This window comes from Oceanobacillus sp. E9 (assembly GCF_001741975.1).
GTDB classification, from domain to species: Bacteria; Bacillota; Bacilli; order Bacillales; family Amphibacillaceae; genus Oceanobacillus; species Oceanobacillus kimchii.
Genome location: NZ_LSNA01000009.1, coordinates 46528 through 61375, shown reverse-complemented (window position 1 = coordinate 61375; position 14848 = coordinate 46528). Strand labels below are relative to the sequence as shown.

15 protein-coding genes are annotated in these 14848 nt (G+C 34.6%); 11 read left to right on the top strand and 4 right to left on the bottom strand.

The annotated features are described in order from the left end of the window. The first annotated feature begins 17 nt into the window (after positions 1 to 17). Complete coding sequence (locus tag AQ616_RS16525) at positions 18 to 1241, top strand: MFS transporter (protein ID WP_069686299.1); 1224 nt, start codon at positions 18 to 20, stop codon at positions 1239 to 1241. A gap of 184 nt (positions 1242 to 1425) precedes the next feature. Here AQ616_RS16525 and AQ616_RS16520 read toward each other — a convergent pair whose 3' ends face one another. Further along, positions 1426 to 2328, bottom strand: coding sequence for a GNAT family N-acetyltransferase (locus tag AQ616_RS16520; RefSeq protein ID WP_069686298.1), 903 nt, complete (start codon positions 2326 to 2328; stop codon positions 1426 to 1428). Positions 2329 to 2568: 240 nt separating this feature from the next. Here AQ616_RS16520 and AQ616_RS16515 point away from each other — a divergent pair, with 240 nt between their 5' ends. From AQ616_RS16515 to AQ616_RS16505, 3 genes are all read left to right on the top strand, one after another. Next, positions 2569 to 2856, top strand: a complete 288-nt coding sequence (locus AQ616_RS16515) for a GNAT family N-acetyltransferase (RefSeq protein WP_011065253.1) — start codon at positions 2569 to 2571, stop codon at positions 2854 to 2856. A gap of 24 nt (positions 2857 to 2880) precedes the next feature. Beyond that, on the top strand, positions 2881 to 3111 hold the full coding sequence (locus AQ616_RS16510) for an excisionase family DNA-binding protein (protein WP_026133724.1): 231 nt from the start codon (positions 2881 to 2883) through the stop codon (positions 3109 to 3111). A gap of 80 nt (positions 3112 to 3191) precedes the next feature. After that, the gene (locus tag AQ616_RS16505; RefSeq protein ID WP_069686297.1) at positions 3192 to 4103 is read left to right on the top strand and encodes an RluA family pseudouridine synthase; all 912 of its coding nucleotides are present in this window, start codon (positions 3192 to 3194) and stop codon (positions 4101 to 4103) included. Positions 4104 to 4224: 121 nt separating this feature from the next. Here AQ616_RS16505 and AQ616_RS16500 read toward each other — a convergent pair whose 3' ends face one another. Next, positions 4225 to 5211, bottom strand: coding sequence for a P1 family peptidase (locus AQ616_RS16500; protein WP_017796001.1), 987 nt, complete (start codon positions 5209 to 5211; stop codon positions 4225 to 4227). 382 nt (positions 5212 to 5593) lie between these two features. Between AQ616_RS16500 and AQ616_RS16495 the strand changes: the two genes are divergently transcribed. From AQ616_RS16495 to AQ616_RS16465, 7 genes are all read left to right on the top strand, one after another. Beyond that, on the top strand, positions 5594 to 6085 hold the full coding sequence (locus tag AQ616_RS16495) for a peroxiredoxin family protein (protein ID WP_017796002.1): 492 nt from the start codon (positions 5594 to 5596) through the stop codon (positions 6083 to 6085). Positions 6086 to 6553: 468 nt separating this feature from the next. Then, positions 6554 to 6787, top strand: coding sequence for a phage holin (locus tag AQ616_RS16490; RefSeq protein WP_017796003.1), 234 nt, complete (start codon positions 6554 to 6556; stop codon positions 6785 to 6787). Positions 6788 to 6812: 25 nt separating this feature from the next. Then, positions 6813 to 7607 carry an N-acetylmuramoyl-L-alanine amidase gene (locus tag AQ616_RS16485; protein WP_017796004.1) on the top strand — a complete coding sequence of 265 codons (795 nt, stop codon included), beginning with the start codon at positions 6813 to 6815 and terminating at the stop codon, positions 7605 to 7607. Positions 7608 to 7696: 89 nt separating this feature from the next. Next, positions 7697 to 7897, top strand: coding sequence for a hypothetical protein (locus tag AQ616_RS16480; protein WP_017796005.1), 201 nt, complete (start codon positions 7697 to 7699; stop codon positions 7895 to 7897). A gap of 14 nt (positions 7898 to 7911) precedes the next feature. After that, positions 7912 to 9798, top strand: coding sequence for an ABC-F family ATP-binding cassette domain-containing protein (locus AQ616_RS16475; RefSeq protein WP_069686296.1), 1887 nt, complete (start codon positions 7912 to 7914; stop codon positions 9796 to 9798). A 144-nt stretch (positions 9799 to 9942) separates the two neighbouring features. After that, positions 9943 to 10995, top strand: a complete 1053-nt coding sequence (locus AQ616_RS16470) for a C45 family autoproteolytic acyltransferase/hydrolase (protein WP_017796007.1) — start codon at positions 9943 to 9945, stop codon at positions 10993 to 10995. Positions 10996 to 11094: 99 nt separating this feature from the next. After that, a complete protein-coding gene (locus tag AQ616_RS16465; RefSeq protein ID WP_017796008.1) occupies positions 11095 to 11763 on the top strand; it encodes a hypothetical protein in 669 nt (222 codons plus the stop codon). A 161-nt stretch (positions 11764 to 11924) separates the two neighbouring features. Here the strand turns inward: AQ616_RS16465 and AQ616_RS16460 are convergent, their stop codons facing one another. Further along, complete coding sequence (locus tag AQ616_RS16460; RefSeq protein WP_069686295.1) at positions 11925 to 13268, bottom strand: FAD-dependent oxidoreductase; 1344 nt, start codon at positions 13266 to 13268, stop codon at positions 11925 to 11927. A gap of 80 nt (positions 13269 to 13348) precedes the next feature. Then, the gene (locus tag AQ616_RS16455) at positions 13349 to 14692 is read right to left on the bottom strand and encodes a sodium-dependent transporter (protein ID WP_017796010.1); all 1344 of its coding nucleotides are present in this window, start codon (positions 14690 to 14692) and stop codon (positions 13349 to 13351) included. Between the last annotated feature and the right edge of the window lie 156 nt (positions 14693 to 14848).

Genomic DNA, 14848 nt, shown 5'->3' with positions numbered 1-14848 from the left:
GAGGAGAATAGTCTATTATGATGATTCCAAAGATTCTGTATGAAGAATCCACCTATAAAATGATATTTTGGAGTTCTATCTTAAATGGAATCGGTAGTCGCTTTGCACAAGTAGGGTCATTAGCTTTGCTTTACGAATTAACTGAATCAGGAATGGCACTAGGTATATTGTTATCCTTGCAAGTCCTCCCGACTATTGTTTTTGCTCCAATTAGCGGTTATTTAGCGGATCGATTTCATAAAGGAAATCTATTATTCTGGGCAGATTTATTGCGAGTCCCCTTTGCGTTACTTCCAATAGTAGCTGTAAGTACGGGGCAACTTTGGTTATTATACTTTAGTGCATTAGTTATTTCTATTGGAAATGCTATTTACAGGCCAGTACGTTTTGCGATTATACCTGAAATTGTACAGAAAAAGAATTTGGTTTCCGTTAATGGTTTAGAACAGAATGCAATTGGAATCACACTCGTATTTGGTTCATTACTAGGTGGGCTAATGGGTTATTTTTTTGATGTCATTATCTTATTCTTCTTTCATTCTTTATTTCTTTTATGTGCTGCGTGTCTCTTATGGCGTCTCAAAAAGATTGGCTTTTATCAAAGGATAAAAGATGTTAAACCTCAAACTTCTTTTAGTGAAATGAGCAGACTAATACTTAACGTTGCATTGTTACGTGTATTACTTATTGTATTCGCAGTGATGCCTCTCGCAAATGGTATTGATAATGTCGTTTTTAATTTGATCGCATTAGATGTATTTAGTCAAGGTAATATTGGAGTGGGACTAATTTATGGTGCGTTAGGTATTGGTTTTGTTTTGAGTTCGTTTATTACGAAATGGATTCGAGGAAAATACATTATTATCGCAGTTGTAATGATTTTCTTTGAAGGAATAGGACACCTTTTTCTAAGCCAATCTTACCTTTTTTACCAAGCTATTTTATTAGCAATAATGATTAGCTTTGTAGGGGGGATCAGCAATATTTGTTTCGATACAGTGTTAATGAAAATACTTCCGAAGTCCAAACGCGGTTTTTTATTTGGTACTTTTTCTATGATACAAAACAGTTCAATGGGAATTGCAATGATATTAGCAGGATTTTTAACGGAATGGCTTTCTCCACTGTCTAGTGCACTTTTGGTTGGAGTTAGTTATGTAATCTTTGCTCTTGTATTCATGATTGCATTTAAACAAATAAATATTCGTCATTCACTAATGAAATTAAAAAACATTACTTAAAGAATCAATTTCATAATTAAATAAGTTTTTCCATATACGATTTTCATCTCGTGTTATTCCTCTGGGAACTTATGACTCTCATTTATTGAATGTGCTTGGGAGTTATGAAATTGATTCTGATACTAATTTACTACAGGTAAGGAAATTTTAACTGCTAGCTTAGTTTACAATTTTAAGTTTACGATTAATTATATTCCAATAAAGAGTGCTTATTCGATTGTTTCCAATTATCTATACTCATTCCATGTAATATCCATGGTGAATCAATACTGAATGGATGATTAGATGGGAGATGATGTATATGCGCTTCTGGAATATCTAACCAAATATATACTTTCTGTTCAGGATGAGTAAAATTAAGATTAAGGTAGTCATCATATACCGTTTCCCACAATCCTGGTTGTGTAAAAACATCTGCAAATGGATAAATAACTTGTAAAAATATATCCTTTTTTACATCTTTCTTCGTAACAAGAGGATAATCATGTTGACGACTTTCATATACGTTCCAATTATCGATATATGAATTGGTAAATAATGTATTTGTCGCTGGAAATGGATAGTAACATTCAAAAGGAAATATACGCTCATCCTGGATATAAGTATCTTTAAGTAAGCTAACTTTATCATTAAATTTCTCAATGGAGTGCCATTTCTTATTTCCGTTAATAAACATATCAATTTCTCTTGTTATCGCAGGGTATAATGTCTCTTGCTCGGTTAAACCGATATTCGTCAATACACGTCTTGCTGCAAGATTATTTTCTTGTGTATTCCCTCCAACCCAAGTTATATTTGGCAACTGGAAAGCAATGTCTCTAATGTATTTCATTATTTTTGTAGCGTAGTTTTTCCCTCGGTATCTGCGGTCGCTCCGCAGTCTGCCGAGCATTACATAACGATTGGCAAATATTGAGTAACCAGCAATACTTACCAGTTGTTCATCAACAAATAACCCGTATATACGATTTTGACCAGTGCTTAATCGTTCAAAAACTTGAATGACATAATCATCTATAATACCAGTATCCATGGATAATAGTAATGGTAAGTCAGTTGTTGTCAGTACTTTAATATATTCTTTCATCATGACACCTCCTCTAGATAAGATTATTATAGCCGTTGGAAAACATATACGTCTATCAATAAAATTTCATCCTTTTTAGACAAATTAATATTTGAAATGACAACCTTTTCTACTAAGGTTGACTAGTACCTTCCAATTACTATCAATATAAATGAAAGAAGATAGGAAAAAATATATGCTTGTTCCAATAAAATGATAGGAGTATAATGTAATAGATGCTTAAATAATAGGAGGGGTAGTGTGGCTACTATTAGTAAGGGTGAAAATAAATTTTATGTAGGTGAAGATATTCGTAATCCTCAAGCTGAAATAACATTTGTCGAATCTGGGGAGAATCGTTTAGTCATTGATCACACCTATGTAGCTACTGATCTTCGTGGCCAAGGTATTGCCCAACAATTACTAGACCATGTGGTGACTTACGCTAGAGAAAAGGGGAAAACAGTTGTGCCTCTATGTCCATTTGCTAAAGGGCAGATTCAAAAACAAGCAAAGTATAATGATGTACTAAACGTACAACATATATAATATAATGGAGAAAGGTGCTTGGACATGTACATTACTATTCCTGAAGCAGCTGAATACTTATCAATGAGCGAATCAACAGTATCTGCACTTGTCCTGCAAGGGAAAATTAATGCAATACATGACGGCAAGCAATATTTAGTAAATAAGCAGCAGTTCACAACTCACTTTGAACAAGTGGAAAAATATAGAAAAATGATAGAAGAATATTTACAAGAGCCAATTCCTGAAGATCCAGATGTAAATGATGAAGATTAGAAAAAGGTGAAAGGAATAAAGCTCTATTCTAGTTAGGGTGAGTTATCATCTTAACTTTTTTATATAAGGAGTTATGATATATGAAGAAAAGAAAACCTCCCCGATCGAAGAAGGAATCTGCTTCCCTCACGTATGAGGTAGAAGAACCAGAACAGCTTTTACCATTTTTATTAAAGGTAATGAATAACCGGAGCAGGAATTCCGTTAAGTCGATTTTGACGAGAGGGCAAGTGTCCGTAGATGACCATATCGAGACGAAACATAATTTCATGTTGAAAAAGGGTAGTACTGTGCGAATCTTGAAAAACAAAGCAGCAATTCAACAGGATGTATTTGTAGGAATGTCGATTATGTATGAGGATGAAGATATTATTGTAATTGAGAAAGAGTCTGGGTTACTCTCGATTGCAACGGAAAAAGAACGAAAACATACGGCGTTACATCAATTAATGCACTACGTGAAGCAACAACATCCAGCTAATCGTGTATTTGTTGTTCATCGACTTGATAAGGATACATCTGGGGTAATGATGTTTGCCAAAAATGAGGGAGTCAAACGCAAGCTTCAGAATAATTGGAAAAATATTGTAAAAGAACGCACTTATGTTGCACTTGTAGAAGGTCAGGTAACTAAAGAGAAAGGGTATATCGTCTCTTGGCTCAAAGAAAGTAATACTCGAAAAATGTATTCTTCACGAGTAAAGAATGATGGTCAACGAGCTGCTACACGTTATCGAGTTCTGCAAACAAATGATCGTTATTCATTATTGGAGCTGCAATTAGAAACAGGAAGAAAGAATCAAATTCGTGTACATATGGAAGAGCTTGGACATCCAGTTGTTGGTGATAAACGTTATGGTTCCAAAGGTAGAAGTGTCATCGGTAGGTTGGGTCTTCATGCGAAGATACTTTCATTTTATCATCCGGTAACTAATAAATTAATGCTCTTTCGTTCTGATGTCCCTAATGTTTTCTTTCAAAAATCAAAATAAAGCTGGCCAAATCGAACTATAGCTAATTGTAATTGTTAGCTATAGCTCGGTTTTTTATTGCAGGAAATTATAAAATTAGATGCAGTGGATAACTAATCGTCTGAAGCTAGTGCCTTTGTTCTTATAACGGAGCTTTCTCTAATTTATGTCCTGATCGTCCTAATGTAGTTTCGGATTTCTGAAGAGAATGAAGTACACAGGATTCAATTAACTCGACAACGGCTTGAAATATTTGATTCATCATTGGATGATCATCGCGAATATAAGTTGCAGTTGTCAGATGATTTTTTGAATCATGCAACACTTGGTTTGCTGTAGAAAAAGCAATCGCTATATCTCCACTTCCATGGTCTATAGCACTTCCTGTTCGTCCAAGACCTGCAGCGCATCGTTTGGTAATTCTCTTTAATTGGCGGTCGGATAATGGTGCATCTGTAGCTAATATCATCATAATAGATCCATCTGGTGTTTCCTGCTCTGTGTGTTCCCAATTAGCAAATGTTGCTTGTTCTCGCTTTCCGTAATTACTAACAACGAGTCCTCCTAAGGTATAGGTAACATCTTCAACTTCAATAAGACGAGATGCTGTTCCAATTCCTCCTTTGTAGCCAAAGCATTGCATACCTGTCCCCGCACCAACTGCACCTTCTTCGCATGATTTTGTACTTGCTGACTCAATTGCTTTAATAGCATGCGATGGTGTAATCGCTTGTAATCGAATAGAATTTAGATAGCTGTCATTACATTCACCAACAATCAAGTTAATCGTGCCTGTTGTATCACCAATTTCCTTTGTACGATTTAACATATACGTCAATGTTCCTTGCATTACCGGTGCTACGCTTAGTGTGTTCGTAAGCATAATGGGAGATTCGATAAGGCCTAATTCATTTAATTGAACGAGTCCAGTTGTTTTACCAAATCCATTAATTACGGAGCACCCGGCTATGACTTTTTGACGAAACAAATTGCCTGGATGTGGCAATATTGCTGTCACGCCAGTACATATAGTATCTATCTCATTTATTTTTTCATAAAGCGTTGTATGTCCAACCTGTACTCCATCGACATCGGTAATACAATCTTTCAAACCGGTTTTTAATGTCATAATGATCAGCTCCGTCTTTTATACCATTTATTTACTTGAGGCAATTTAAAAATTCATTGACCTTTATCCTGCTTGTTATGGCAGTTATCCTCACACTTTAAGATGGTGAGGCTAATGCAAAGAGGGCAAGTGGAGTTAGCTGATAGAAAATGCCCGAATCCATAATCCTGACTGAATGAAGTTTCACTATAGCTCCCCTAGTAACGAATTTTCCCACTTTTGAGTATATATTTCAAGTTACTTTTTATGCATTAAAGTAAGAAAAATTTAAAATTTATTTACGATGCTTACATATTTACAGTAAAACATGATGAAATTTTTCTTGTATGCAAATTCAAAGAACAGGAAAACTAAGTTTAAAGCTTGTAATGGAGGGGGATAAATGAAGTTTTTAAAATATGTTATGGTGATAAGCATTAGCATGTTTTTACCAATCATGACTGTTTATGCGAATGGGACTGAAGTTGGCGAACGTGCACCAGATTTTGAATTGAAAACAATAGATGGTCAACAACTCCGACTTTCAGATTTTAAGGGAGAACGAGTTATGATAAATTTTTGGACTACATGGTGTCCTCCATGTAGACATGAAATGCCTGATATGCAACGATTTTATCAAGATTTACAACCTAATATTCTAGCTGTTAATCTAACCGATACGGAAATGAATAGGGAACAGGTAGTACGTTTTTCACAAGAATTAGAGCTGACATTTCCAATCCTATTAGATGAACAAGGTGAAGTATCAAAAGCGTATCGAATTAGTCCAATTCCAACCACATATATGATTGATTCTGAAGGTATTATCAGGCATAAATCTTATGGTGCCCTAACCTATGAGCAAATGGTAGCAGAGTATAACAAAATGGAATAGCTGTTAAGGACGGAAGAAAAATCAAACGGAATGAAATCATTTCGGTTGATTTTTCTTTTTTTATTCCATGAGTGAATTTTACAGTAAGATAATTTGTATGAAATTCGAATATTATGCTGTTTGATTTCTATTGCAGACGACGCTTTTTAACAGGCAGCGGTTTTTAACTAATATGAGGATTAGTCGCACTTATGCCCTTGGGTGAAAAGAAGACTTGCTGTATGTTGCACATGAAGGCTCTTCTCGCTTTCAAGTTCACCGTGTTTTCTTTATCTCAAAAGAAAAAGGAAGTTGAACTATTGTCGAAGCGCCCTAAAAACATAGCCAACTCGTACGTTTCTAAACGGTCGTTTGTGCCTCTATTCTTATAACACTTCAAATACTAAAACACTCTTTTTATATTATTTTTGGTTTTAGGGTGTGAAAATTGACGAATACATGCCTTTATACAAAAAAGGAGGTGGGGACATGGATAAAGGAACGATTATTCGAACTATCGTACTTGTTCTAGCTTTAACGAATCAATTTTTGGTCACTGCTGGATACCATCCCATACCTGGAACACAAGAGCTGTGGGGAGAAATACTTTCTTCAATTTTTACTATTGTAGCTACATTAACAGCTTGGTTCAAAAATAATTATGTGACATACAAAGGCAAAAGACAGCATCAAGTACTTGTGGATCATCAGTTAGCAAAATAATAAAATATGGACAAGGAGGATAAGTATGAAGCGAATTTTTATTGATCCTGGTCATGGAGGAAATGATCCTGGAGCAACGGGAAATGGATTACAAGAAAAGAATATCACTTTAGATATTGCGCTTCGTATGAAAGAATACTTGTTACAAACATTTGATGGTCATGAAGTACGATTGTCTCGTGAAACAGATAAAACGGTCTCTCTGTCGCAAAGAACGACAATGGCAAATAATTGGCAAGCTGATTATTTAGTTTCCATTCATATTAATGCCGGCGGAGGTACTGGGTTTGAATCATTTATTTTTAATGGTAGCTATTCAGGAAAGGCGGAAACACATCGTTTGCGTCAACTAGTACATCAATCGATTGTCAATGAAACTAGCTTTTATGATAGGGGTATGAAAGAAGCGAATTTTCACATGCTTCGTGAATCGCAAATGCCAGCAGTATTAACTGAGAATGGATTTATTGACCATAGAGAAGACGCTAACAAACTTAAATCTTCCTCATTTCTTAATTCGATAGCAAGAAGTCATGCAACGGGTGTTGCCAATGCACTTGACCTGCCAGGTGGTGGAGGTACATCCCAAGGGTATTTAGAGATTTTGGCAGATTCTTTATGGACATATAATAGTCCTGACTGGGAAAATAGAGCAGTTATTGTTCATAAAGGCGAAGTATTCACAGTGATAAAAGATAAGTTTCCTGTAGGTGATGGACATATGTATCAAATTAAAAGTGGTTTATATATTACTGCAAATAAAAATTATGTGCGTTACTATACTCGCTCATCTTCCAAATTGAAATCAGTCCTAAGTTAAAATATTTCATTTCATTACCATAGAAAAATATCTACGTATAAGATAAACTATACGTTAGGTATTTTTTTATTGAATGGAGAGAGTCAAAAATGAAGCTATTAGTTGGACAACTCGTGATTACAGCATTAATTTGGATGGGGATGGCTAGCTTTTATAATCAAATGAATGAATTAAATACATGGATATTTTATCTAGTGACTTCTTGGATGTTATTATTATTAGTATTGGTAATTAAAGAATGGTTTCGATTAAAGAAAAGCACTAAAGAAGATAATGATATTAACGAATAAAGAAGGTCTGTACAATGTTAATCATAGATAATTTAAGTAAAACATATGGGGATAAAACTTTATTTAACCAAATCTCCGCAACTATAGGCCAGAAGGAACGAATTGGTCTTATAGGAGTAAATGGGACAGGTAAATCAAGTTTTCTTAAAGTAATTGCAGGAATGGATAGTCCGGATCAGGGCGAGATAAGACATTCAAAAGATTATCATATAGAATACGTTACACAAGAAACGAATCTGCAAGAAGATTTAACGGTGTTGGATCAAATATATTATGGTGATTCTGTAATCATGCGAGTTATGAGAGAGTATGAGCAGGCGCTTTATCATTTAGAATATAACCCAGATGACGTAGCTTTGCAGCAGAAATTAATTCATATACAACAAAAAATGGATGAAGTAGAAGCTTGGGAAGCCAATACCACTGCAAAAACTATACTAACTAAATTGGGTATAACCGATTTTGGCGCTACTGTTGGAAAACTATCGGGTGGCCAGAAAAAAAGAATCGCTATCGCGAAAGCATTAATACAGCCGGCAGACTTGCTAATTATGGATGAACCTACGAACCATTTAGATCATGATACGGTTGAATGGCTAGAAAAATATATGCAATCCTATTCCGGATCTGTTTTACTTGTCACGCATGATAGGTATTTCTTAAATCGGGTAACGAACCGAATTTTTGAATTAGATAAAGGAAATTTATATACGTATGCAGGAAATTATGAATTATTTTTAGAGAAGAAAGCGGAAAGAGAGTCTCTAGAGCGTAGTAATGAACAAAAACATCAAAATACGTTAAAACGTGAGCTCGCATGGCTGAAACGAGGTGCAAAGGCTAGATCGACAAAACAACGAGCTCGTGTAGAACGTGTAGAAGAGATGAAAAATCAAACATTTGATACGAGAAAAGAAGAAGTTAAATTTCAAGCGGGTTCTAAAAGACTAGGAAATGATGTTATTGAGATTGAAGATCTTCATAAATCATTTGGAAATCAGAAAGTATTAAGTAACTTTTCTCATCTTATTATACCAGGAGATCGAATTGGTATTATTGGTAATAACGGTACGGGAAAAACAACGCTTCTAAATATGATGGCAAAACGTACTGAACCAGACCAAGGTTTTGTCAAAATAGGAGAAACAGTGGTAATTGGTTATTATACCCAGGGAGAAGAGGAATTAGATGATCAACAGCGTATTGTCGAATATATTAAAGATGTAGCTGAGGTTATTCATACAGAGGATGGAGAAGTAATTACTGCTGAGCAGATGCTTGAACGATTTTTATTTAACCGCGCTCAACAATGGTCCTATATTCGAACATTATCTGGAGGAGAACGTCGTCGTTTGTATTTATTAAAAGTATTAATGCAAGAGCCCAATGTGCTTTTTTTAGATGAACCGACAAATGATTTGGATACACAGACGCTATCCGTTCTGGAAGATTACTTGGATCATTTTCCTGGAGTAGTAATAACTGTATCGCATGATCGATACTTTTTAGATAGAGTAGTTGATAAATTAATTGTATTTAAAGGTAATGGCAATACGGATACTTTTTATGGAAATTATACTGAATTTCTTGAAAAGCAAAGGGGAACAGAAGAAATACAACCAACACCCAAAAAACAATCACCGACTAAAACTTCTCAAAATGAGAAGAAGAAAAAGAAGTTATCTTATATGGAAAAAAGAGAATGGGATACGATTGAGGATGAAATTACAGAATTAGAAGAACAAATTGTAGAAGTTGAACAAGCGATTGTTGATGCTGGAAGTGATTCAGAAAAAGTACAAGAATTATATGCGAAACAACAAGCAGTAGAATTAGACTTAGAGAGAAAAATGGCACGATGGGAAGCATTATCTATAAAAGTAGAACAACTTGAAACATGAAGAAATATAAATTCTTCATGTTTTTTTATTGAATTTATTAGGGGTTATAAGCTAAACTAACAAAGCCGAGGAAAGTTATTTCACTTTATACATTTTTTTCAGTAGACTGTACTTACTATCTAATTAGAGTCAGGTGATTATGTCATGCAACAAATTTATTCAGATCTAATAACTTTTAGAGGATCACATTATCAGTTTGGAAAAATGCAAGGAGATAGTATCAAAAATTCTTTTGTAATGGAAAACCGTAAGAAGCAATGGAAACTAAGGAGGCCGAGATTTACGGTTAATATCGATGAAGTAAAAGCTATGATTAATGCTTATGCACCTGGAATATGGGAAGAGCTAGAGGGAATTAAAGATGGAATTGAGTGGTCACTTTCCGATACTCTTCAGGAATTTGCTGGTTATCGAATTAATTTGCCTTCGAGTGGATGTTCAGTATTTACAAGTAGCGAATATATGATTAGGAATTATGATTATCATCCAAAAACATATGAAGGTAGATTGGTATTGTTTCAACCTACGGATACTGGATTAGCAAGTATTGGACCGTCTCAACGTATTACGGGAAGGTTAGACGGGATGAACCAACATGGGCTCGTGTTGGGATATAACTTTACCCATCGTAAAAAGCCTGGGGAAGGATTTATCTGTAATATGATTAGCCGAATTGTATTAGAAACATGTTCTAGTGTAGAGGAAGCAGTACAATTACTACAAGAAATTCCACATCGGTATGCATTTAGTTATTTAGTATTGGATCAACAAGAAGAAACATTTATAATCGAAGGATCTGCACGTGGAACATCGGTGAGAAAAGGAAATTTGTGTACCAATCATTTTGAAAATTTAACATCAGAAAATCGAAATTACTTAGATGATTCCTATCGCCGATTAGTTGCAATGCAAAACAATAGCGTTAATAAGTTAAGTGCAGAAGAAGCTTTTCGCATGATGAACGATACGGATAAAGGAGTTTTCTCTAAACAATATAAAAATTGGGGAGGTACGATCCACACCTCTGGGTATCTGCCTGCAGACAGGAAAGTTTGGTTCAGTTTAGGAGGAGATACTGATCCATATGTTATTGATTTTAATAAATGGACAGAAGGTATAGAATTTCCTGAAGAAAGGCTTTATGGTGAGGTAGACACCTCATTACCATTTGCACATATGAAAGCAAATGTACATTAATCAAAGTTCTATGTTTAAAAAGTCGCGTTTCAAGGGAATATAAAAATGGATTCTAATAAAATTTTATTTATAGAAATGAAATTAAGGAGGCTACATTAAATGAAACTTTATCAAGTTAGAAAAGGTCAATTTGTTTTCTTTGAGAATGAATTGCATAAAGTGTATTCTGTAAAACCCATGTTTAAAAAATCTGTTCATATGTATCGTCTAAAAGATATGAAGCAGATTTTAACTACTGCTAAAGAGATTGAGTTATATCGTCCACAGCATAATGATACATTTATATTTTATGGGAAAAGATACACCATTGATAAACATGCAAAACCAGAGCCGGGTGATTACATTTTAATTGTAAAACCTACTCCTGATTTTCTTGATCACTATTCATTGAATGAAATTGAAAAAGTAGAAAAAGTCGAAAATGGGAATGTATTAACCACCCGCGATAATGGTGTGAAACATAATGAATATGTAGTAATGGTACCAGGGAAATCAGAGGCTAGTCAGGAGATTGCCTATTATGATAAAAATCTTGTTCCAGAAGAACAACAAATTCAAGATGAGTCGATTTCTTATTTAGCAGAAAAAGATGATGCATTAAAGCCGGCAGTGGGTGATATATTCTTAGATGTTCAAAACAATACAAAAGCGATGGTAGTCGCAATGACTGAGGATGAAATTGTATTTGGACATGGTGTGAGAATTCATGTAGCAGAGTTATTAGATGAAAGTAAATATGAACTAATTTATCAATTTGAGGATAATTAATATATTTTTATGTAACATCTTTTCATTACGTAGCCTTCTAGCATCGTCGATGATAAGATGTTTTTTATAAGAATGAAATACTCTCCCCCTCTAAGTAGCCAGATTATAATTACATCTGTTTCTTAGAGGGGGATCTCAATGTCAAATTCGTAAGGGCATAATCAATTCCCAAGCTGTTCCATAGCTTTGTAACCTAGTATATTCAAAGGGTCTTTTGCACTTGAATAGATAGGGGAATAACCTAATTCCAACGAAGCTAAATCTGCTACTGTTAACTTTCCTTTGATTGCTGTAGCTAAAACAGCCATCCGTTTATCTGCACCTTCAAATCCAATTACGCTTCCACCAAATAATTGTCCAGTATTTTTATCAAAGACAATTTGCATCCAAAGCTCTTTTGAACCCGGATAATATGCTGCATGAGAATATCCTTTCATTATAGTTTCTTCAAATTCAATCCCATTATCGATTAAAGTTTGTTTGTTTTGCCCAGTAGCTGTAATAGTTAAATCAAAGACGCGTAAAATCGATGATCCAATTATACCATCATCGTATATAGGGTTGCCACTCAAGTAAGAAGAGATAATGAATGCTTGCCTATGAGCCGGCCAAGCTAAGGCAATATGAGCAGGTTCTCCAGTTATAAAATCAGTGACTTCCACTGCATCACCAAGAGCAAAGATATGTGGATCAGTAGTTTGCATATATTGATTTACTTTAATCCCACCGGTTTCTCCAATTTCCAATCCGGCATCAATGGCAAGCGCTGTATTTGGTTTTATTCCTATAGCCATAATAGTCATATCTGCTTGGATCGTTTTCTCGCTGGAAAGGAGTAAGGAAGTACCATCATCTGAAAAGCTTTTTAATCCATCATTGACATACAAAGTTATTCCTTTTTCCTGTAAATGTTCATCTATATGTATAGCCATTTCTTTGTCGATTCTTTTTAATACATGTTCAGAACTATCTATTAAGGAACAAGAAAGACCTCGATTATGTAGACTTTCTACCATTTCTAACCCGACAAATCCACCACCAATAATAGCAGCCGATTGAGGATTATTAAATTGAATAAATTTTTCAATTTCATCCATATCTTCAATCGTCCTTAAGGGAAATGTATTTGCTTGTTGTAATCCTTCTATATCTGGTAGTACAGGTGAAGCTCCTGGGGACAATATTAAAATATCATAGTAAACACTATGTTCTGTCTGATGCTTTTCATATACAACACTTTTCTGATTACGGTTAATTTTTGTTACATTTGCATGTGTTTGTACAGTCAGATCATATTTTTGTGCAAACTTTTCCTCAGGATAAATTAATTTTTGACGATCAGTAATTGTACCGCTTAAATAATATGGCATACCACAATTTGCAAAGGAGACATATCCATTTCGTTCTAATACAAGAATTTCTGCCGTTTTATTGGTTCTCCTAATTTGTGCAGCAACGGTCGCTCCGCCCCCAACTCCACCGACAATGATAATTTTTTTAGACATACTATCACTCCTTATCTTGAAACCCGGATTATAAAAAACCTCTCATCAAATAGATGAGAGGAACAAAAATCTATTTAGTTTTATATTACCCCGATTGAGTAAAGAAAAACGATAATTATTGTGAAGGGTACTACCCAACGCATGAGTTGATACCATGTTTGGAAGACGCCATTACTTAAATTATTTCCATAACTAAATTCTTGTCTAACAAGCTGTTTATCCATTTTGAAACCGATAAATATAGAAATAAATAAACAACCAGCTGGAAGCATAATGTTACTGACAAGAAAGTCACTTGCATCAAAAACGGTTTTCCCAAAAATATGGAAGTCAGCAAGTACATTTGAAGATAATGCAGCTGGAATACCAGCAACCAATACAAGGATACCTGCTATCCAAGCAACAGATTTTCGAGAAACATTCTTTTTTTCAGTTACAGCTGCAGTGATAATTTCTAGCATGCTGAAAGAAGATGTTAGGATGGCGAATAAGAATAAAAGTAAAAATAGACTTAAGAATAGTTCACCAAACGGCATTTGCGCAAATGCTTCAGGAAGAACGATAAATAGAAGTCCTGGGCCTTCCGTTGGCTCTAATCCAAAAGAAAATACAATTGGAAAAATCGCAAGTCCTGCCAGCAATGATACAAATATATTCATAATCGAAACGGAAGCTGCTGAACTTCCTAAGCTCACGTTTTTATCTAAATAAGAACTATACGTAACCATTACTGAAATACCTACAGCAAGTGAGAAAAATGCCTGACCTAATGCATATAAGATATTTTCACCATTTAATTTTGAAAAGTCTGGTTGAAGGAAGAATTGTATTCCTTCCATAGCTCCTTCAAAAGTAACAGATCGTATAACGATTATAATAAAGAAAATAAATAACAATGGCATTAAGACTTTACTATATTTCTCAATTCCATTTTTTATACCAGAAGATATAACAAAAGAATTAATAAAGATAAATAGTGCAAGTCCAACAATAGTAAGTAATGGATTACCTGTTATCGATGCAAATAATTCTGCGTATTGTGCACCATCAGTAATAACCATTCCAGGAATAGAAAGAAGACTGTAGATTAATACCCATCCTCCAACAACGGAATAGAAAGACATTAATATAAAGGCACCTATTACTCCCCAATGACCTATAAAGGAGAATATACTTTTTGGAGCAAGCTTTTGATATGCTGAAATTGCCTCTTTTTGTGCACCTCTACCTATGATAAATTCAGCAATTAACAAAGGCAATCCGATAATGATTGTAAATAGGATAAAGATAAAGAAGAAAGCTCCTCCGCCATTCATCCCTGTCATATAAGGGAATTTCCAAATTGCTCCTAAACCAACCGCAGCGCCAGCGGAAGATAAGATAAACCCTAGTTTTGATGCCCATTGATCTTTTCGTTGATCCATAATGTCAAATTCCTTTCGTTATAAAAAAATTATTTTATAAGTATAACATAAAAGAAGAAGATGTTAAGAGAAGGTATTGAATTGTGAATACAATGAAAAGATTAACAGATTAAACTATAGTTATAAGCTTTCGTAAGAGATTTCCCGTTTAGTGAA

Coding starts and splice junctions, on each gene's coding strand:
- AQ616_RS16525 (WP_069686299.1), top strand. CDS start 18: ATGATGATTCCAAAGATTCTGTATGAAGAATCCACCTATAAAATGATA.
- AQ616_RS16520 (WP_069686298.1), bottom strand. CDS start 2,328: ATGAAAGAATATATTAAAGTACTGACAACAACTGACTTACCATTACTA.
- AQ616_RS16510 (WP_026133724.1), top strand. CDS start 2,881: ATGTACATTACTATTCCTGAAGCAGCTGAATACTTATCAATGAGCGAA.
- AQ616_RS16505 (WP_069686297.1), top strand. CDS start 3,192: ATGAAGAAAAGAAAACCTCCCCGATCGAAGAAGGAATCTGCTTCCCTC.
- AQ616_RS16500 (WP_017796001.1), bottom strand. CDS start 5,211: ATGACATTAAAAACCGGTTTGAAAGATTGTATTACCGATGTCGATGGA.
- AQ616_RS16495 (WP_017796002.1), top strand. CDS start 5,594: ATGAAGTTTTTAAAATATGTTATGGTGATAAGCATTAGCATGTTTTTA.
- AQ616_RS16490 (WP_017796003.1), top strand. CDS start 6,554: ATGGATAAAGGAACGATTATTCGAACTATCGTACTTGTTCTAGCTTTA.
- AQ616_RS16485 (WP_017796004.1), top strand. CDS start 6,813: ATGAAGCGAATTTTTATTGATCCTGGTCATGGAGGAAATGATCCTGGA.
- AQ616_RS16480 (WP_017796005.1), top strand. CDS start 7,697: ATGAAGCTATTAGTTGGACAACTCGTGATTACAGCATTAATTTGGATG.
- AQ616_RS16475 (WP_069686296.1), top strand. CDS start 7,912: ATGTTAATCATAGATAATTTAAGTAAAACATATGGGGATAAAACTTTA.
- AQ616_RS16470 (WP_017796007.1), top strand. CDS start 9,943: ATGCAACAAATTTATTCAGATCTAATAACTTTTAGAGGATCACATTAT.
- AQ616_RS16465 (WP_017796008.1), top strand. CDS start 11,095: ATGAAACTTTATCAAGTTAGAAAAGGTCAATTTGTTTTCTTTGAGAAT.
- AQ616_RS16460 (WP_069686295.1), bottom strand. CDS start 13,268: ATGTCTAAAAAAATTATCATTGTCGGTGGAGTTGGGGGCGGAGCGACC.
- AQ616_RS16455 (WP_017796010.1), bottom strand. CDS start 14,692: ATGGATCAACGAAAAGATCAATGGGCATCAAAACTAGGGTTTATCTTA.